Origin of the sequence: Enterococcus sp. 10F3_DIV0382, from assembly GCF_002140245.1 — a bacterium.
Taxonomy (GTDB): domain Bacteria; phylum Bacillota; class Bacilli; order Lactobacillales; family Enterococcaceae; genus Enterococcus_B; species Enterococcus_B lactis.
This window is the reverse complement of record NZ_NGMF01000001.1, coordinates 1,825,688-1,845,989: the sequence shown is the minus strand read 5'-3', so window position 1 is coordinate 1,845,989 and position 20,302 is coordinate 1,825,688. Positions and strand designations below refer to the sequence as shown.

Here is a 20,302-nt window from a genome sequence, read left to right as displayed (position 1 = left end):
TCATGGCACAAAAAACAATGATCCAAGCAATCACCGATGCCTTAGCACTTGAACTAGAAAATGACGAGAATGTCGTTGTTTTTGGTGAAGATGTTGGGAAAAACGGAGGAGTTTTCCGGGCAACTGAAGGATTGCAGGAAAAATTCGGAGAAGACCGAGTATTCGATACTCCTTTAGCTGAATCTGGAATCGCAGGGTTGAGTTTTGGGCTTGCGTTGGAAGGATTTCGTCCAGTTCCTGAAATCCAATTCTTTGGTTTTATTTTCGAAGCAATGGATGAAGTAGTAGCTCAAATGGCTCGTACAAGATATCGAATGAGCGGTACTAGAAATCTACCAATCACGATCCGTTCACCATTTGGTGGCGGTGTTCATACACCAGAACTGCATTCAGATAATTTAGAAGGTTTGATTGCCCAGTCTCCTGGTATTCGAGTAGTGATCCCATCAAATCCTTACGATGCAAAAGGACTATTGATTTCTTCTATTAGAAGTAACGATCCAGTTGTTTTCCTAGAACACATGAAACTATATCGCTCATTCCGAGAAGAAGTGCCGGATGAAGCTTACGAAGTTCCTTTGGACAAAGCAGCAGTTACTCGTGAAGGAACAGATGTATCTGTTATCACATACGGGGCAATGGTGCGTGAAGCAATCAAAGCAGCAGATAATCTTGCAAAAGAAAATATCTCTGTTGAAATCATTGATCTTCGTACAGTTGCGCCATTAGATGTAGAAACGATCATTCAATCCGTGGAAAAAACGGGTCGCGTAGTCGTTGTCCAAGAAGCACAACGACAAGCGGGTGTTGCTGCGCAAGTAGTTTCTGAGATCTCAGAACGCGCTATCCTTTCATTAGAAGCCCCAATCGGACGAGTTTCTGCACCTGATACAGTCTTCCCGTTTGGTCAAGCAGAAAATGTTTGGTTGCCAAACGCAAAAGATATCGAAGACAAAGTAAAAGAAATCGCGGAATTTTAAGAAAAGAAGGGACGAAACAAAGTCATGGCTTATCAATTTAAATTGCCGGATATCGGTGAAGGAATTGCAGAAGGTGAAATCGTCAAATGGTTCGTCAAACCAGGAGATACGATTAATGAAGATGATACATTATTAGAAGTTCAAAACGACAAATCAGTAGAAGAAATCCCCTCACCTGTAACAGGAACGGTTAAAAATGTCATTGTTCCAGAAGGTACAGTAGCAAATGTTGGGGATGTATTGGTAGAAATCGATGCACCAGGACACGAAGACAATGAAGGGGACAGTGGTGTAGCCGCAGAATCCCAAACTCCAGCTAACCCGGCTGCTGAACCAACTGTTGATACAGAATCAGCTGGATCGTCAAGCGAAGGAGTCTTCCAATTCAAGTTACCGGATATCGGTGAAGGAATTGCAGAAGGTGAAATCGTCAAATGGTTCGTCAAACCAGGAGATACAATCAATGAAGATGATACATTATTAGAAGTTCAAAACGACAAATCAGTAGAAGAAATCCCGTCACCCGTAACCGGGACAGTTAAAAACGTGATTGTCCCAGAAGGCACAGTAGCAAATGTTGGGGACGTGTTAGTAGAAATCGATGCTCCTGGACACAATGGTGCACCATCAACTAGTGCGCCATCAGCTGAAGCACCAAAAGAAAAAGTGGAAACATCAGGTTCAGCAAGTGTCGTTGAAGCTGCCGATCCCAATAAACGTGTATTGGCTATGCCATCTGTTCGTCAATTTGCCCGCGAAAAAGATGTAGATATCTCACAAGTAACTGCAACTGGAAAAGGTGGCAGAGTAACAAAAGAGGACATCGAAAACTTCTTGACAGGTGGTCCAAGCAGTGCACCAGCGAAATCAGAAGCGCCAGAAGCGGCAGCGCCGAAAGAAGCAGCTGCTGCAGCAGAAAGCAAACCAGCTGCAACAGCAAAACCATTCAAGTCCAACTTAGGAGATTTGGAAGAACGTGTAGCAATGACACCAACACGTAAAGCTATTGCTAAAGCAATGGTCAACAGTAAGCATACAGCTCCACACGTGACATTGCATGATGAAGTAGAAGTGTCTAAACTATGGGATAACCGGAAACGATTTAAAGAAGTTGCTGCTGCAAATGGTACGAAACTTACTTTCTTGCCATATGTCGTGAAAGCTTTAACAGCGACTGTGAAGAAATACCCAGTATTGAATGCATCTATCGACGATGCAAACCAAGAAATCGTTTATAAACATTACTACAATATCGGTATTGCAACTGATACGGATCACGGACTATATGTACCAAATGTGAAAGATGCAGACCGCAAAGGAATGTTTGCTATTGCAGACGAAATCAATGAGAAAGCAAAATTAGCTCATGACGGCAAACTATCTGCAGAAGATATGCGCAATGGAACGATTACGATCAGCAATATCGGATCTGTAGGTGGCGGTTGGTTTACACCAGTCATCAACTATCCAGAAGTAGCTATTTTAGGTGTAGGAACGATTGCACAACAACCAATCGTAAATGCTGAAGGCGAAATCGTTGTCGGTCGTGTGATGAAACTGTCATTAAGTTTCGATCACCGTATCGTAGATGGAGCAACTGCGCAACAAGCAATGAATAATATCAAACGTCTTTTAGCTGATCCAGAGCTATTAATGATGGAAGGATGATAAACAAATGGTAGTTGGAGATTTTGCTGTAGAATTAGATACAGTTGTAATCGGTGCGGGACCTGGTGGCTATGTAGCTGCCATCCGCGCTGCTGAAATGGGACAAAAAGTAGCAATCATTGAAAGAGAGTATATTGGCGGTGTTTGTTTGAACGTCGGCTGTATTCCTTCAAAAGCACTGATAGCTGCAGGACACCATTATCAAGAGTCACTAGATTCTGAAATGTTTGGAGTAACTAGTGAAAATGTCAAACTAGATTTTGCGAAAACACAAGAATGGAAAGAAAACAAAGTTGTTCATACGTTGACTTCTGGTGTTGGTTTCCTATTAAAAAAACATAAGGTTGAAACAATCGAAGGAGAAGCGTTCTTCGTAGATGATCACACACTACGCGTCATTCATCCAGATTCAGCTCAAACTTATTCGTTCAATAACGCAATCATCGCAACAGGTTCCCGTCCAATCGAGATTCCAGGATTTAAGTTCGGAGGACGTGTGTTAGATTCTACTGGCGGATTAGCATTGAAAGAAGTGCCTAAGAAATTTGTGATCATCGGTGGCGGTGTGATTGGTGCCGAATTGGGCGGAGCGTACGCAAACTTAGGAGCAGAAGTAACGATCCTTGAAGGCTCACCACAAATTTTACCAACTTACGAAAAAGATTTAGTAAAATTAGTAGAAGATGATTTCAAGAAAAAAGGCGTAACAGTCGTAACGAATGCAATGGCGAAAGAAGCAGTCGATAACGGCGACAGCGTGACAGTGAAATATGCAGTGGATGGGAAAGAAGAATCCGTTACTGCTGATTATGTGATGGTCACTGTAGGTCGTCGTCCGAATACGGATGATATGGGCTTAGAACAAGCAGGCGTCGAAGTAGGAGAACGAGGATTGATCACGGTAGATAAACAAGGACGTACGAACGTACCTAATATCTATGCCATCGGTGATATCGTTCCAGGGGCGGCATTAGCACACAAAGCCAGTTATGAAGCAAAAATCGCTGCTGAAGCAATCTCTGGCAAAAAAGTAGCTGTAGATTATAAAGCAATGCCGGCAGTAGCCTTTACTGATCCTGAATTGGCTTCTGTAGGTATGACGATCAAAGAAGCAAAAGATGCTGGTATCGAAGCAAAAGCATATAAATTCCCATTTTCAGGGAACGGTCGAGCATTATCGCTTGGTAAAACAGAAGGATTCATCCGTCTAGTTACGACGATTGAAGATAACGTGCTGATTGGTGCACAAATCGGGGGAGTCGGTGCAAGCGATATGGTTTCTGAATTAGCTTTAGCAATCGAATCAGGAATGAATGCTGAAGATATCGCCTTGACGATTCATCCGCATCCATCTCTTGGCGAAATCGTCATGGATGCTTCGGAATTAGCATTAGGCTTGCCAATTCATATTTGATTTGAATAATATAGGCGAAACGCAACTGAGAAATCAGTTGCGTTTTTTTCTTTTTCTGGAAAATAATGGTACGTATTTTTATTACATAAACTGATATCATAAAAAATAAACAGAAATATTTGAGTAATGTAATCCATCAAATGGGAAAGAAGGAAGTTAGAAATGAAAATTCCAGGAACTGAGGTAGGCGCAAGCATCCAAATTGACCCATCGTTATCACTTGATCAACAACCACAAATAGAACAGATTAGACAATTGATTCGTAGAACTGAAGAGCGCTTCTTTGATCATTTGTCTGATTTGTTTGACGCAGATTCCGAGAAATACGCAAAGATTGAAACTATCATGCTCCGAAATGCTAATATCGATGGACCTTCTTTGCTCGAGGTACTTGAGCGTAAAGGTAAAGGAATTGAACGAAGCCAAGTAGTATTTGCAGATGATTCTGAATTGATTTGGTATAAAAAAAATACGATTATAGCGCTTAGAGAACAATCTGATATAGAAGCAAGTAATACATTATGGGAAACATACGCTAAAAATCAAGATCATACCCTTCGTGAAATCATGAACCCTAGCTTTGATAAACTTATCAATGAAGAAAAAATTTTTATAAATAATGGAGTACAAGAAAGGCTAAGAAGGAAAGCAGAACGTCAAATGGAAGAAAAAAACAAAAACGGCCAGACAATCCGAGTGATTAACTCTCAATTACTCGCCAAGAGTAGAAAAACAAGCAATCTTACACGTGATCATCTAAGATAAATCAAGTTTTTTTGGAATTAATACGAAGAAACTTAATAATAGATAAGAATGATAAAAAGGAGTAAGTTTTCAGTCTCCTTTTTTATTTCTTTTTTTATTATCAATAATTTAATTATGTAAACTTGTGATACGACTACTTCTTGGTTTATTACCGTCTCCTATGCTACACTAAAGAAGAATATGAAATAGGAGAGTTGAAGATGCAAGAATATCAGTATCCACTTGATTTAGACTGGACAACAGATGAAATGGTCATTGTAATGAAGATGTGGGAAGATTTGGAACGTGCGAACGAAAAAGGGATAAACAATGAAGCTTTTTTGAAGACCTATCAGCAGTTCAAAACAGTTGTCAAATCCATCGGAGAAGAAAAACGATTGGGTCGGGAATTTGAGAAAGCTTCCGGGTACTCCTTATATCGTACAGTGCAGCAAGCAAAAAAAAATCCAAACAAAACTTTGAGAATGAACGGGTGAGATAAATGGAACAGATGATTGATCATATCAAATCATGGCTTGAAGAAGCTGGTGAGAAAATCCAATCTTCTCAACAAACATTAACGATCTCGCAAAAATCAAATCGAACGGATTTAGTGACAAATGTTGACCGTAACATCCAGAATTTTCTAATCGAAAAAATCCATTCCTATGATTCAGAGGCGAAAATATTGGCAGAAGAAGAAGGGTATAATCAACTAGCAGATCTTGATGGAAGAGTCTTTATCATTGATCCTATTGATGGCACATTGAATTTCGTGATTGAAGGGGAAAATTTTTGTATCATGCTCGCTGTTTATGAATCCGGCGTTGGAAAACTTGGTTTCATTTATGACGTCATGAGAAATGAGCTTTTTTGGGGTGGAAAAGGAATAGGTGTTTACAAAAATGATAGACCAATGCCTAAACCAGCAAATAAATCTTTATCAGAAGGCTTACTTGGTGTGAATAGCTATCTTTTCGGTCATAATAAATATGGAATCCGAGAGATTGCGGAAAGCAGCATGGGAACACGTATGTACGGGTGTGCAGGTCTTGAACTAGCCGCAATCTTGAAAGGAAACCATATTGCTTACATTTCGAACCTCAGCCCTTGGGATTATGCAGCGGGAAATGTCTTATTGGAAGAGTTTGGTATGGTAACAAGCGGTCTTTTTGGCACTCCATTGACCTTTGATAAAAGGGAATACTATTTAGCAGGGACTCCTTGTGCATATGCAGAAATCGCAGACCTTTTGAAAAAAGAAGGCTGAAAAAAGGTAGAAAACATTCACAAAGATGATAAAAACGGGCAAAAGATTAATTTTCTCGAAAAAATGAAAACATTTTACTATATTTCATGAAAAAAGTCTGCTATAATTAGCAGTCGAGTAAAATTTGCCCTGTCATAAAGAACCAATAAAAAAGGAGTTAGTTACATTGAATTATAGAAACGATATCCGTAACGTCGCAATTATTGCCCACGTTGACCACGGAAAAACAACATTAGTTGATGAACTGTTAAAACAATCAGATACATTAGACGCACATACACAATTGCAAGAACGTGCGATGGACTCAAATGCGCTAGAAAAAGAACGTGGTATCACGATTTTAGCCAAAAACACAGCTGTAGACTATAAAGGAATTCGCGTAAATATCATGGATACTCCAGGACACGCGGACTTCGGTGGCGAAGTAGAACGGATCATGAAAATGGTTGACGGCGTCGTGTTGGTCGTAGATGCATATGAAGGAACAATGCCTCAAACACGTTTTGTATTGAAAAAAGCATTGGAACAACATATCACACCAATCGTTGTCGTAAACAAGATTGACAAACCTTCTGCTCGTCCTGAGCATGTCGTTGATGAAGTACTTGAACTATTCATCGAATTGGGAGCAGATGATGATCAGTTAGACTTTCCTGTGATTTATGCGTCTGCACTGAATGGTACGTCAAGCTTATCAGACGACCCTGCAGATCAAGAACCAACAATGGCACCTATTTTTGACACGATCATTGAAAAAATTCCTGCTCCTGTCGATAATAGCGACGAACCATTACAATTCCAAGTTTCATTACTTGACTACAACGATTATGTAGGTCGTATCGGAATCGGACGTGTATTTAGAGGAACAATCAAAGTAGGCGACCAAGTAGCATTAATTAAATTAGACGGAACAGTTAAGAAATTCCGTGTAACGAAATTATTTGGTTTCTTTGGACTAAAACGTCTAGAGATTCAAGAAGCAAAAGCTGGAGACTTGATTGCTGTCTCAGGTATGGAAGACATCTTTGTCGGTGAAACAGTTACTCCTGTGGATCATCAAGATGCGTTACCTATCCTTCACATTGACGAACCAACATTGCAAATGACTTTCTTAGTTAATAATTCACCATTTGCCGGTCGAGAAGGTAAATATGTAACTGCTCGTAAAATTGAAGAACGTTTGATGGCAGAACTTCAAACAGATGTATCTTTACGAGTTGAACCAACAAACTCTCCAGATGCTTGGACTGTTTCTGGTCGTGGAGAATTGCATTTGTCTATCTTGATTGAAAACATGCGTCGTGAAGGATACGAATTGCAAGTATCTCGTCCAGAAGTTATTGAAAAAGAAATCGACGGTGTAAAATGCGAACCGTTTGAACGCGTACAAATCGACACACCAGAAGAATACATGGGTAGTGTCATCGAATCCTTGAGCTTACGTAAAGGTGAAATGCAAGATATGGTCCATACAGGAAACGGACAAATCCGTTTGACATTCTTGACCCCTGCCCGTGGTTTGATCGGTTATTCAACTGAATTCCTTTCAATGACACGCGGTTACGGAATTATGAACCATACTTTTGATCAATATTTGCCAATGCTTCCTGGTCAAATCGGTGGACGTCACCAAGGTGCGCTTGTTTCAATCGATACCGGTAAAGCAACGACCTATTCTATCATGAGTATCGAAGAACGCGGTACAGTCTTCGTAGAACCAGGTACAGAAGTATATGAAGGAATGATTATCGGAGAAAACAGCCGTGATAATGATTTGACTGTCAACATCACGAAAGCAAAACAAATGACAAATGTACGGTCTGCTACTAAAGACCAAACATCTGTTATCAAAAAACCAAAACAATTGACGTTGGAAGAATCTTTGGAATTCTTGAATGATGATGAATATTGCGAAGTAACACCAGAAAGCATTCGCTTGAGAAAACAAATTTTAGAGAAAAATGCTCGTGAAAAAGCATCTAAAAAGAAAAAATAATCTGTAAAAGGATGAAGAGAGAAACCAGCTTGTTATAAAAAATAGCTGGTTTCTTTTTTTGTCCAACTCATTTCTGTGGAGAAGTCATCGTTGTCAATGGACATAAATTCAGAAAATACGCCAAAAGACATTTTAAAGACTTTTAAAGAACTTAACTCCGATGTGTTTTTGTTTCATATCGCACTTATGTTTCACGAGAGGGCCGACTTGTCCTTCGGTGAAAACCGAAGTAAAATGGCAAGGGAAAGGAGCGGGAAGATGAACGACTTATTAAAACAATACTTTGGTTATGATAAGTTTAGACCTGGTCAAAAAGAAATTATCCAGAAAGTCATTGATCAGGAAAATGTATTAGGGATCATGCCTACCGGAAGTGGGAAATCAATCTGTTACCAGCTTCCATCTTTACTATTAGATGGGCTTACTGTGGTTGTATCCCCTTTGATCTCTCTGATGAAGGATCAGGTGGATGCAGCAAATCAATTAGGTATACCCGCCACTTTTATCAATAGCTCGTTAGATGGTTACGAAACAGCTAGGCGCTTCCAAGAAATCGATAGGCAGCAGTATCGTTTACTTTATATTGCTCCAGAACGTTTTATCATGCCGGATTTCATTCAAGCGATGAATCGATGGAACGTCTGTATGATTGCCATTGACGAGGCGCATTGTATCTCTCAGTGGGGGCATGATTTCCGTCCAAGTTATTTACAAATGGCGAAACAGCTAAATCAACTGCCAAATCGACCTGTTATTGTTGCACTGACAGCTACAGCAACTATACAAGTAGCCGCTGACATAAAACGACTTTTAAAAATCCCTGACGGCAATCACATCCAGACTGGTTTTGAACGGGAAAATCTCCGCTTTCAAGTAGTGAAAGACCAAAAAAAAGAACAGTATCTAGTCGAGTATTTGAAAATTAACAAAAATCAATCTGGTATTATTTATGCAGCGACGAGAAAAGAAGTAGACCGAATCTATCATTTGCTTAAAAAATTTGGATTTTCTATAGGCAGATATCATGGTGGCCTAAATGAGAATGAACGAACGGCAATGCAAGAGGCCTTTTTATACGATCGCTTACAGCTAATCGCAGCGACCAATGCATTCGGCATGGGCATAAATAAAAGCAATGTCCGTTTTGTTATCCATTATCAAATCCCTGGCTCTCTAGAAGCATACTATCAGGAAGCTGGTCGTGCGGGAAGAGATGGTCTTTCCAGTGAAGCCATCCTGCTTTTCGCTCCTCAAGATACTCAGGTCCAAAAGTTTTTTATCCAGCAGTCCCAAAGAGAAGAGGAGCAAAAGCAAAAAGAATATGAAAAATTAAAAGCGATGACAGAATACGCGTATATAGAATCCTGTCTTCAGCAATACATCCTAAACTATTTTGGCGAGACAAGCAGTCCGTGCAATCGTTGTGGTAACTGTTTAGATGATAGAGAAATAGTAGAAGTAACGACACAAGCACAGATGGTCCTTTCTTGTTTGAAACGTATGGGGGAGAATTATGGCAAGCAGATGCTAATGAAAGTCTTAGCAGGATCGAAAGAACAAAAGCTGCGAGCCTTAGGGTTTGAACGTTTATCTACCTATGGACTGATGAAAAATCAATCGCAAAAAGAAACGATGCAGTTGATTGAATATTTGATATCGAATGGCTATCTTCTGACCGTTGATGGAGAATATCCTATCTTGAAAGTAACAGAAAGAGGGATCCAAGTATTAAAAGGACAAGAAGCTGTTTATCGAAAGGAACCCAAGAAAGTCCAGCAGCTGTCGGATGAAGAGACCGATACACTATTTGAAGTTTTGCGGGAACTTCGAACGGATCTAGCATCAGAAGCAGGCGTTCCCCCGTATGTCGTATTTTCAGATTCCACCTTGAAAGAAATGAGCCGAATACGTCCATCAAGCAGACTGGAGATGCTTCAGATAAAGGGAGTTGGTCAAAGCAAGCTTGATAAATACGGAGAAGCCTTTTTATCTCGGATAAAAAATATGGATCCTAATGTTCTGGATAAGCAAGAAGGACCATTACGTAAAAATGAATAAAAACAACTGGTTAAATCTGTTTTTTTGCTCCCTATGAAAATGAAATATGTTATAATTGAGGAATTAGAACGGGAGGTAAGCACAGATGGATTCTTTGTCGAAAAAACTTGCGATCCAAGTATTAAATGATGAAGCAGAACGGATCAAACGATTAATCCGAAACCAAAATAACAGTCTCTGTATCTCGCAATGCAAAGCCTTCGAAGAAGTGGTAGATACACAGATGTACGGTTTCTCCCAGCAAGTCGGGTTTGCTGTTCGTATAGGAGTAATCGAAAAAAACGAGGGGCAGCTGATGTTAAGTGAGCTGGAACGAGAATTGAATCAGTTATACAGTGAGGTTTACCAAGAAAATTATGATAAAAAAGAAGTTGGCAAGGAGGAATAGACTTGCCTAAGAAAGTAAAAAAAAGGCATCTATTAGACTATAGTATCTTGATTCCCTATTTGATTTTATGTGTTTTGGGTTTGATCATGGTATATAGTTCTACGTCGTATCTATTATTAGAAAACGGACAAAATCCGTCCGCATCAGTCATTAACCAAAGTATTTTTTGGGTGCTCAGCTTGATTGCTATCGCACTACTCTACAAAATGAAAACAGATGTTTTGAAAAACCAGCGTTTAATCATGGCAGCCATCGCAGTTTTGACGATTTTGCTGCTAATCGTTGTGTTTTTCGGTAAAGAAATCAATGGTGCAAAAGGTTGGCTTCAAATTGCAGGATTTTCGATCCAACCTGCCGAATACCTAAAGATTATTTCTATCTGGTATCTGTCTCTGACTTTATCAAAAAGGCAAAACAGTGTACAAAAAGATTTCCTAGGGACTGTAAAACGTCCACTTGCAATGGTTATCGGACTGACTGCTTTGGTCGCTATCCTTCCCGATTTTGGGAATGCGGCAGTTATCTTTTTGATTATTTTGGTTCTGCTTTTAGCCAGCGGAGTCAATTATGTGTATACTTTGATTGTAGGAGTAGGCGGTTTTTGTTTAAGTACTTTTACGATCTGGCTAATCAATATTACAAACGGAAAAATCTTGCCTGGGCGTTTACAGTATATCTATAATCGCTTTGCTATTTACCAAAATCCTTTCTCGGATGAATTAAATAAAGGCCATCAATTAGTTAACGGCTACTATGCCATGTTCAATGGCGGGTTATTTGGCAGAGGGTTAGGTAACAGTATCCAGAAAAAGGGATTTTTACAAGAAGCACAAACCGATTTTATCTATGCAATCGTAGTGGAAGAGCTCGGAGTGATTATGGGGATTTTGATATTAGCGTTGCTATTCTTTATGATCGTGCGCATTATTCTTGTAGGGATTCGTTCAAGAGATCCGTTCAATTCGCTTTTGTGCATTGGGATCGGCGCAATGTTTTTGATCCAAGTGTTTGTCAATCTGGGAGGAATCACTGGTGTCATTCCTCTGACAGGGATTACATTCCCATTCTTAAGTCAAGGAGGATCCAGTTTGCTGATGCTTTCGATCTGTGTCGGCTTTGTCCTTAACATTAGTGCGGATGAAAAACGCAAGAGCTTAGGTTTATAATAAAAAAAGATGTAGGAGTGGTTCGATGAAAAAAGTTTTAGTTGCTAACAGGGGTGAAATCGCTGTACGTGTATTTCGTGCTTGTACAGAATTAGGAATTAAAACTGTTGGAATCTATGCAGAAGAAGATGAATATTCCGTACACCGTTTTAAAGCGGACGAAGCATATTTAGTAGGACAAGGAAAAAAACCGATTGATGCGTACCTAGATATTGAAGGAATCATCTCGATCGCGAAAGAATGCGGGGCTGATGCCATTCATCCTGGTTATGGTCTTTTATCGGAAAACTTGAATTTTGCGCAACGGTGCGAGGAAGAGGGCATCACTTTTGTTGGACCCAAACTGCATCATTTGGATATTTTTGGAGATAAAATCAAAGCAAAAGCTGCAGCCATCGAAGCAGGAATTGCCTCAATTCCAGGTACAGATGGTCCAATCGCTTCTGTAGACGATGCATTGGAATTTGCTGAACGATTCGGTTATCCGATTATGATCAAGGCAGCTCTAGGCGGCGGAGGTCGCGGAATGCGTGTGGCTCATGATGAAAAGAGTGCAAGAGAAGGTTACGAACGTGCAAAAAGCGAAGCAAAAGCTGCCTTTGGTAGCGATGAAGTGTATGTTGAAAAATACATCGCCAATCCTAAGCATATCGAAGTACAGATTCTTGGTGACACACATGGAAACGTCATCCATCTTTTCGAAAGAGACTGTTCTGTTCAGCGTCGCCACCAAAAAGTAGTAGAAGTAGCGCCTTGTGTCTCTATGAACGAACAGCAACGTCAAAAAATTTGTCAGGCAGCTGTCCAATTGATGAAACATGTTGGTTATGTCAATGCGGGTACGGTAGAATTTCTTGTTGAAGGAGATGATTTTTACTTTATCGAAGTCAATCCTCGCGTCCAAGTGGAACATACGATCACAGAAATGATTACAGATATTGATATCGTGACAACGCAACTATTGATTGCCCAAGGGCTAGATTTGCATAAAGAAATCGGATTGCCTCAGCAAGAAGAAATCAAATTGAATGGGTCAGCTATTCAATGCCGAATCACTACGGAAGACCCGTTGAATAACTTTTTACCAGACACAGGAAAAATCGATACGTATCGTTCACCTGGCGGATTTGGCGTACGTCTGGATGTAGGGAATGCTTACGCTGGCTATGTGGTGACGCCGTATTTTGATTCATTGTTAGTAAAAGTATGTACGCATGGCGCTACTTTTGAAACAGCCATTCAGAAAATGGAACGTTGCTTGAAAGAATTCAGGATCCGTGGAGTAAAAACAAATATTCCATTTATGCTAAATGTCATCACACATCCTGAATTCCAATCAGGAAATGCAAAAACAACTTTTATCGATAGTACAACAACATTATTTGAATTTCCTCGACTACGAGACCGCGGAAATAAAACGATGAAATATATCGGTGAAATTACTGTCAATGGTTTTCCAGGTATCGAAAGTGGCGAAAAACCATTTTATGAAGAACCACGTATGCCTAAAGATCTAATCACAAGAACTGATTACGTAACGGCTAAGAACGTATTAGATGCAAATGGTGCCGATGCTTTGGTCGAATGGATCAAAGGACAGGAAAATTTATTGTTGACGGATACGACATTTAGAGACGCCCATCAAAGTCTGCTAGCAACTCGTGTTCGGACAAAGGATTTCAAGCAGATTGCACGCTTAACGGGAGAAGGTCTTCCTGAACTCTTTTCAAGTGAGATGTGGGGGGGAGCAACATTTGATGTGGCTTACCGCTTTTTGAATGAAGATCCTTGGCAACGATTGAGAAAAATCCGTTCTTTAATGCCTAATACATTGCTGCAAATGCTTTTCAGGGGATCAAATGCCGTTGGGTATTCTAATTATCCTGACAATGTACTGGTGGAATTTGTCAAAGAAGCAGCAGCACAAGGGATTGATGTTTTCCGAATCTTTGATAGTCTGAACTGGACTCCTCAAATGGAAAAAAGTATCCAAGCTGTACGGGATACTGGTAAAATCGCAGAGGCAGCTATCTGCTATACCGGCGATATCAACGATCCAAGCCGAGCAAAATACAATGTTCAGTATTATAAAGACATGGCAAAAGAACTAGAACAACTGGGTGCGCATATCATTGCAATCAAAGATATGGCTGGATTGCTTAAACCGCAAGCAGCTTATCGCTTGATTAGTGAATTGAAAGAAACGACGGATCTGCCAATCCATCTGCATACTCATGATACTAGTGGAAACGGGATTATCACTTATTCCGCTGCTTCAAAAGCAGGAGTAGATATCGTTGACGTAGCAATGAGTGCAATGAGTGGGAACACGAGTCAGCCTAGCATGAGCAGCTTGTATTATGCGCTGGTCAATGGGCCACGGCTGCCAGAAATCACAATTGAAAATGCACAGAAATTGAACCATTATTGGGAAGATGTGCGTATGTATTACAAACCATTTGAAAATGGCTTGAATGCTCCTGAAACAGAAGTATATATGCATGAGATGCCAGGAGGACAGTATTCGAATCTGCAGCAGCAGGCAAAAGCTGTCGGACTAGGTCATCGCTGGGATGAAATCAAACAAATGTACCATACTGTCAATTTGATGTTTGGCGATATCGTTAAAGTAACTCCATCATCTAAAGTCGTAGGAGATATGGCACTATTCATGGTCCAAAATGATCTCACAGAAGAAGACATCTATGAAAAAGGCGAAACACTAAGTTTCCCTGAATCTGTAGTAACTTTCTTCCAAGGAGAACTAGGGCAACCAGTCGGCGGATTTCCTGAAAAACTGCAAAAGATCATTCTTAAGGGCAGACCCGCGTTGAGTGAACGTCCAGGTCTGTTGGCGAAATCAGTCGATTTCAACGAAGTGAAAAAAGAATTGGCAGAAAAAATCGGCTATGAACCAAAACAAGACGAAGTATTAAGTTATTTGATGTATCCGCAAGTCTTTTTGGACTATCAAAAAGCGTACAATCAATTTGGCGATGTTACATTACTGGATACACCAACATTCTTCCAAGGGATACGTTTAGGTGAAACAATCAATGTACAAATCGAACGTGGAAAAACGCTTATCATTCGTTTAGATGAAATCGGAGAACCCGATATCGAAGGAAATCGCGTACTGTTCTTCAATTTGAATGGGCAAAGACGTGAAATCACTATCAAAGATAATTCAATCATCAGTACGGTCCAAACTCGATTGAAAGCTGAACCAACAAATCGAGAACAAATCGGAGCAACGATGTCTGGTTCTGTGCTTGATGTATTAGTGAAAAAAGGGGATAACGTCAAAAAAGGCGACACGTTGATGATTACTGAAGCAATGAAAATGGAAACAGCCATCGAAGCACGTTTTGACGGAGAAGTCGCACATGTATATGTATCTTCAGGAGACACGATTTCATCTGGCGACCTTTTGATTGAAGTGACTGAAAAATAATAAGTGAAAGGTGGGGAAATATGAAAAGACTGGGTTTGTTTTGGCTGATTCTGCTATTAGTTATTGCGGCATTCTATATGGAACCAGTCTTGTTCCCGCCAAAACTTGAAGTGAAGGAAAACTCTGATCAACAACTCTCAAATCAAATGACAACGTGGAAATACCAGGAGCTTAAAGCAACTGGTTTTTCTACTTATATTGGAAAACCGATCGAACAGCTAGAAAAAGATTTTGGACCATCCTATGATCGATTAACTAGTGGGTTTGGTTTTGAAACAAGATATTATGAAAACAAAGCCAGTCATCTCACTTTTGAAGTGAATGTCCAAGATAGCATGGTCACAACTGTTAAAGTACTGCAAACAGGACCTGCTGATATCACGCCGTTTTATTTAGGGATGACGATGCAGGACCTAACAAAGCTCACGACTATCTATACTAATTTCACTTTTGAGTATCATGACACAGAAGTTGGAATCGAACTGATGGAAGAGGATATGAATTATCGTCCACTGATTGCTTTTGATAACGACACTTTTGCTATTTTGTTTTTTGATCAAACAACTAACGGTCTGTTTTCAGTTGTATATTTAGATAAAGATAGTCTTTTGAAACTTTTACCGTATCAAGTGTTTGGTGAAGGTCTCCCACATTATGAAGCAGATAAATCGGCTGACTGGGAATCGATCAATCGCGGTAAAGAACGAAAAAGTACGACTTTACTAAACATGCTTAGAAGAGAAGACGAACTTCCTATATACAACCAACCACTTGCCTTTCAAAACCACAGTCGGCTGCTGCTACATGATTTCTTGACAAAGCCTGAAGAAATCTTGTCAGACGAACGTATGGCTGATTGGCAAAAATCGCTAGGTAGTGGACAAACGATAACGAAATTTTCCTTGACGAATGATGAATTGGAGAAGTTAATCAGTAAACAGAAATTAGAAAATACTAGTGGACTGTTTATTCATCCAGCAATCGACGCTACTTTTTCGTTTTTATATTGGTACAGCGATCCATATAATCATGACCGCTTTATGGATCCGGGAACGGATTCATTAGGCATTGCTTTTTCTAAAGAAAATATGTTAGTCTTATTGCAAGAAGAAAACGGAGAAAGTAGTGATAGCAGTGATCGTTAATGAAGAGCTGTTTCAACTGGAGGATCAATGCCTCCGAGTCGCTGAAATGATAAAAAAGAGTAAAACGATGGCTTCTTATTTCAAACATAAACAATCAATGAAAGCATCTGCAGAAGTCTGCCAATTAAAAGAAGCGTTCCTGTCGCAGAAAAAGGTGTTTGAAAATGTAGCGGCATACGGTGAATATGCACCTGATTACCGTGAAAAAAAACGTGCTCTTCGAAAAGCAAAAAGACAGCTTGATCTGAATGAGCATGTCGCAGCTTTTAGGTATAGTGAAACACAGTTACAAAGTCTGTTGGATCAAATTGTCCAAGCACTTGCTGAAGAAGTTTCTAATGAAATCAAGATAGATGCAGGTAGTCCGTTCTTTGAAACGAAAAAACACTTTGGATGCGGAGGGAATTGTCATGCAAGTTGACAATAGTGAATTTGAAATAATAAAACGACGCGGGCTGATCGTATGGGTCTACAGCTTAAAACAATTAAAGAATCTAAAAAAGTTCGGCTTGTTGCATTATGTCTCAAGAAAAATGAAATATGTCGTTCTTTACTTGAATGAAGAGACATTTGAAGAGACAGAAGAACGAATCCGTAAATTACATTTTGTTCGAAACGTAGAACGTTCTTACCGACCAGATATCGAAATGAATTTTGCTGATAAAATAGGTAATAAAACGGTATTAAAAGAAGAAGGTTTCGAAATCGAAGAGCTGAATACAGAAATCCGATTAGCTGAACATCTTTAAAAATCTCTTATGAGCAGTTTTTTAATAGAAAAATAACTTGGACAACTATCAAAAATTGATCATTGTCCAAGTATTTTTTTGTCTTTTTTTTGGTATACTAGTACCAGTACCATTTCTAAGGAGTGAGTAGATGCGGATAATATCAGGAAATTATGGCGGACGCCGCTTAAAAAGTTTAGCAGGGGCGAATACCAGACCAACTACAGATAAAGTAAAAGAATCCATATTCAATATGATTGGACCCTATTTTGATGGAGAGACAGTATTGGATCTGTTTGCAGGAAGCGGAGGTTTAGCTATCGAAGCCGTATCCAGAGGCTGTAGTCATGCAGTATGCGTAGACAAAAATTACCAAGCGCTAAAAATCATTAAAGAAAACATCGAGATTACGAAAGAACCAGAGAAGTTTACCACAATAAAACTTGATGCGGACAAAGCAATCGAACGGCTAGCAACAGAGAAACAACAATTTGATTACTTGTTTCTTGATCCGCCGTATGCAAAACAAAAAATCATTGATCAAATCCATAAAATGGAAGAACTGGGACTTTTTTCTAAAACCGCAGTTATCGTATGCGAAACGGATAAAACAGTCGAATTGCCAGAATCTGTGGCTGGATTTCATCAAATAAGAAAACAGATTTATGGCATAACAGCTGTGACTATCTATAGAAAAGAGGGAAAATGATGAAACGTGCATTATTCCCAGGAAGTTTTGATCCTTTTACAAAAGGACACTTAGATACAGTGGAGCGTGCGGCTAAATTATTCGATGAGGTGGTAATTGGTGTTTTTATCAATACTTCAAAGAACAGTTTGTTTCCTCCAGAAGAAAGAATGACATTGATTGCAAAAGCTGTGGCACATCTTCCTAATGTAAAAGTCATACATCAGGAAAATCAATTGACAGTGGAAACGGCAAAAGAAATCGGCGCGGATGCCTTGGTCAGAGGAATACGGAGTATCAAAGACTTCGAATATGAACGAGAAATCGCTCAGATGAACCATCATCTAAACGAGGAATTGGAAACGGTGTTCTTATTGGCAAAACCAGAATATAGCCATGTCAGTTCCAGTATTTTAAAAGAAGTACTGCACTTTGGTGGAGACGTGAGCAGTTATTTACCGCCAGTTATCAACGAAGCTCTAGCTGGAAAGCGTGAATCAAATGAAAGCTAAACAATGGTTCAAAACAGTACTGATTATCATATTTGGAATGTTGATCATCGGATTTGTAGTAGTTCCTCTGCCATATTATGTGGAATCACCAGGAGCAACGATTGATCTGAAAGAATTAATTACAGTCAATGACAAAGAAGACAAAGGTTCTGGCTCTTTCTCTCTTACATCCGTCGGTATCAGGCAAGCTACCGGATTTTTGGCTCTAAAGGCTAAACTAGCCCCCTTTGAAGAATTGATTAGTAAAGAAGAATTGACTGGTGGGGCAACAAATGAAGAATATAATCAAATGCAACAGTATTATATGGATTCTTCCCAAAACGCAGCAATCGAACAAGCGTTGAAGCTTGCAGGCAAGCCTTATAAAATGGAATTCAAAGGCGTATATGTCATGAGCGTAGAGAAGACATCGAACTTTTTTGGCAAGCTTTCAGTAGGAGATACAGTAACAAAAGTAGACGGCAAAAGCTTTCAAAGTACAGAAGCATTTATGGATTATGTAAAAAGCCAAAAAGTTGGACAAACAATCGAAATCAGTTATTTGCATAATGGTGAAGAAAAAACAGCTTCTGGTGATCTGATTGAGTTGCCAACAGATAAAAAGGCAGGAATAGGCATCACACTTACTGATCATACAGAGATCGAATCAGATACAGATGTTCGCATTAATTCTGGCTCTATTGGTGGGCCGTCAGCAGGATTGATGTTCACTTTAGAAATCTATGAACAGGTCACTGGTAAAAATTTGCGACATGGTAAGCAAATTGCCGGAACTGGAACGATCAACAGCGAAGGAGAAGTCGGCCGAATCGGAGGAATCGATAAAAAAGTAGCAAGCGCGGATAAAGCCGGTGTAGAGATTTTCTTTGCACCAGATGATACGATCTCAGACGATGTTAAGAAAGAATATCCTGAAATAAAAACCAACTATGAAGAAGCAAAAGCCGCTGCCAAAAAATTGAATTCCTCTATGAAAATCGTACCAGTAAAAACAGTACAAGATGCGCTTGACTATCTAGAGAAAATGAAATGAACCAACTAAAAAAATTGTGAAAAAGCTACTCTGTATCAAGTAATAAGAATAGCTACGCAAAAACAGCTTCTCCTCTTTTGTTTGGATTTATTTACTGCAGATGCAAGCTTTTGAGCTAATTGACTACTATTTATTTTGAATAAGGGATTGTGACATATTTTCTGTCACAATCCTTTTTTTTCGTCAAAATATCTTTCTGCTAAAAAAAAAGAAAAAATTGACGTAATTAGATGTTGAAGGGACGATTTTGTCAGAGCACATTGTTTCTTCGATTTCAAATGAAAGGAGAAATGAATGGTTTTTACTGATCATTCTTTGTAAAAAGAAATAATGATAGAAAAAATCAACAAGAAAATACTCACCTCCCCTAAGTTAATCGTTTTTATGTCTACGGTAGTTCTTATTTTTTGTATAGTCAGTGGTTTTTTATTGTCAAATCTGTTATTTCATAGAGAACCAGAAGAAATCGCTGCAAAAGAAATACTTTCTCCATTTAGTTCCAGTGAAGAAAATCAATTGCCTGAAGGAAATACTGTAGAAGAGGATGCTCGTCCAAAGGTTATGTATACCGATATCAAAGGAAGTGTGAAGGAGCCTGGTATCTATTCATTTTCTTCAGAAGAACGGGTCTATGATGTACTAAAGCGCGCAGGAGGATTATTAGAAGAAGCGGATAGCGATCGAATCAACTTTTCTGCGAAGATAGAAGATCAGCAAGTCCTATATATCCCTGCTGTAGGTGAAGAGCTGCCGGAACATCTTAATCAGTCAGCATCCCCCGAAGGAAAACAGTCTACAGCAGATACCGAGCCTTCAAAAATAAATATCAATACAGCCAGTCCCTCAGAACTCCAGCAGATTCCTGGGATCGGATCAGTCAAGGCGCAAGAAATCATTCGATTTAGAGAAGAAAACGGATCATTCCAGAAAGTGGAAGACTTGCAGGAGATCTCTGGTATCGGTGAAAAGACAGTTGAAAAACTAAAAAACTTCGTTACAATTAAATAGAATGATTCAGAACCAACTGAAAAGAGCAATAAATGGAGGCTAATGGATGA

The 20,302-nt window shown here is 39.5% G+C and carries 18 protein-coding genes; all 18 read left to right on the top strand.

Annotation, left to right across the window (positions count from 1 at the left end; all coding sequences use genetic code 11):
- Positions 1–2: 2 nt before the first annotated feature.
- The 18 genes from A5849_RS09280 to A5849_RS09190 all read left to right on the top strand — a co-directional run bounded on the left by A5849_RS09280 (position 3) and on the right by A5849_RS09190 (position 20,252).
- The gene (locus A5849_RS09280; RefSeq protein ID WP_002292208.1) at positions 3–980 is read left to right on the top strand and encodes an alpha-ketoacid dehydrogenase subunit beta; all 978 of its coding nucleotides are present in this window, start codon (positions 3–5) and stop codon (positions 978–980) included.
- Between the two features lie 24 nt (positions 981–1,004).
- Positions 1,005–2,648, top strand: coding sequence for a dihydrolipoyllysine-residue acetyltransferase (locus tag A5849_RS09275; protein WP_002309460.1), 1,644 nt, complete (start codon positions 1,005–1,007; stop codon positions 2,646–2,648).
- Positions 2,649–2,655: 7 nt separating this feature from the next.
- Entirely contained in the window at positions 2,656–4,062 is a 1,407-nt protein-coding gene (gene lpdA / locus A5849_RS09270; RefSeq protein ID WP_002289686.1) for a dihydrolipoyl dehydrogenase, read from the top strand.
- 162 nt (positions 4,063–4,224) lie between these two features.
- Positions 4,225–4,827, top strand: coding sequence for a hypothetical protein (locus A5849_RS09260; RefSeq protein WP_002309457.1), 603 nt, complete (start codon positions 4,225–4,227; stop codon positions 4,825–4,827).
- Positions 4,828–5,027: 200 nt separating this feature from the next.
- Positions 5,028–5,303, top strand: coding sequence for a UPF0223 family protein (locus A5849_RS09255; protein ID WP_002292206.1), 276 nt, complete (start codon positions 5,028–5,030; stop codon positions 5,301–5,303).
- Positions 5,304–5,308: 5 nt separating this feature from the next.
- Positions 5,309–6,076, top strand: coding sequence for an inositol monophosphatase family protein (locus A5849_RS09250; RefSeq protein WP_002309455.1), 768 nt, complete (start codon positions 5,309–5,311; stop codon positions 6,074–6,076).
- A 166-nt stretch (positions 6,077–6,242) separates the two neighbouring features.
- Positions 6,243–8,072 carry a translational GTPase TypA gene (gene typA / locus A5849_RS09245; protein ID WP_002292204.1) on the top strand — a complete coding sequence of 610 codons (1,830 nt, stop codon included), beginning with the start codon at positions 6,243–6,245 and terminating at the stop codon, positions 8,070–8,072.
- Between the two features lie 258 nt (positions 8,073–8,330).
- Positions 8,331–10,130: a DNA helicase RecQ gene (gene recQ, locus A5849_RS09240; RefSeq protein WP_002345069.1), complete on the top strand. Its 1,800-nt coding sequence runs from the start codon at positions 8,331–8,333 to the stop codon at positions 10,128–10,130.
- Between the two features lie 85 nt (positions 10,131–10,215).
- The gene (locus A5849_RS09235) at positions 10,216–10,518 is read left to right on the top strand and encodes a YlaN family protein (RefSeq protein WP_002292202.1); all 303 of its coding nucleotides are present in this window, start codon (positions 10,216–10,218) and stop codon (positions 10,516–10,518) included.
- Positions 10,519–10,520: 2 nt separating this feature from the next.
- Complete coding sequence (locus A5849_RS09230; RefSeq protein WP_002309450.1) at positions 10,521–11,684, top strand: FtsW/RodA/SpoVE family cell cycle protein; 1,164 nt, start codon at positions 10,521–10,523, stop codon at positions 11,682–11,684.
- Positions 11,685–11,709: 25 nt separating this feature from the next.
- Positions 11,710–15,138 (top strand): pyruvate carboxylase, encoded by a 3,429-nt coding sequence (locus tag A5849_RS09225; RefSeq protein WP_002309449.1) that lies wholly within the window; start codon positions 11,710–11,712, stop codon positions 15,136–15,138.
- Positions 15,139–15,158: 20 nt separating this feature from the next.
- Positions 15,159–16,283 carry a CAP-associated domain-containing protein gene (locus A5849_RS09220; RefSeq protein WP_002309448.1) on the top strand — a complete coding sequence of 375 codons (1,125 nt, stop codon included), beginning with the start codon at positions 15,159–15,161 and terminating at the stop codon, positions 16,281–16,283.
- Positions 16,264–16,704, top strand: a complete 441-nt coding sequence (locus A5849_RS09215) for a YlbF family regulator (protein ID WP_002309447.1) — start codon at positions 16,264–16,266, stop codon at positions 16,702–16,704. The genes A5849_RS09220 and A5849_RS09215 overlap by 20 nt, the downstream gene beginning before the upstream one ends.
- Complete coding sequence (locus A5849_RS09210) at positions 16,694–17,032, top strand: YlbG family protein (RefSeq protein ID WP_002309446.1); 339 nt, start codon at positions 16,694–16,696, stop codon at positions 17,030–17,032. Before A5849_RS09215 ends, A5849_RS09210 begins: the two co-directional genes overlap by 11 nt.
- A 130-nt stretch (positions 17,033–17,162) precedes the next feature.
- Positions 17,163–17,720, top strand: coding sequence for a 16S rRNA (guanine(966)-N(2))-methyltransferase RsmD (gene rsmD / locus A5849_RS09205; protein WP_002309445.1), 558 nt, complete (start codon positions 17,163–17,165; stop codon positions 17,718–17,720).
- On the top strand, positions 17,720–18,211 hold the full coding sequence (coaD, locus tag A5849_RS09200; protein ID WP_002309444.1) for a pantetheine-phosphate adenylyltransferase: 492 nt from the start codon (positions 17,720–17,722) through the stop codon (positions 18,209–18,211). The genes rsmD and coaD overlap by 1 nt, the downstream gene beginning before the upstream one ends.
- Positions 18,201–19,244, top strand: a complete 1,044-nt coding sequence (locus A5849_RS09195) for a SepM family pheromone-processing serine protease (protein ID WP_002309443.1) — start codon at positions 18,201–18,203, stop codon at positions 19,242–19,244. The genes coaD and A5849_RS09195 overlap by 11 nt, the downstream gene beginning before the upstream one ends.
- Positions 19,245–19,673: 429 nt before the next feature.
- Positions 19,674–20,252 carry a helix-hairpin-helix domain-containing protein gene (locus A5849_RS09190; protein ID WP_241694611.1) on the top strand — a complete coding sequence of 193 codons (579 nt, stop codon included), beginning with the start codon at positions 19,674–19,676 and terminating at the stop codon, positions 20,250–20,252.
- Positions 20,253–20,302 lie beyond the last annotated feature (50 nt).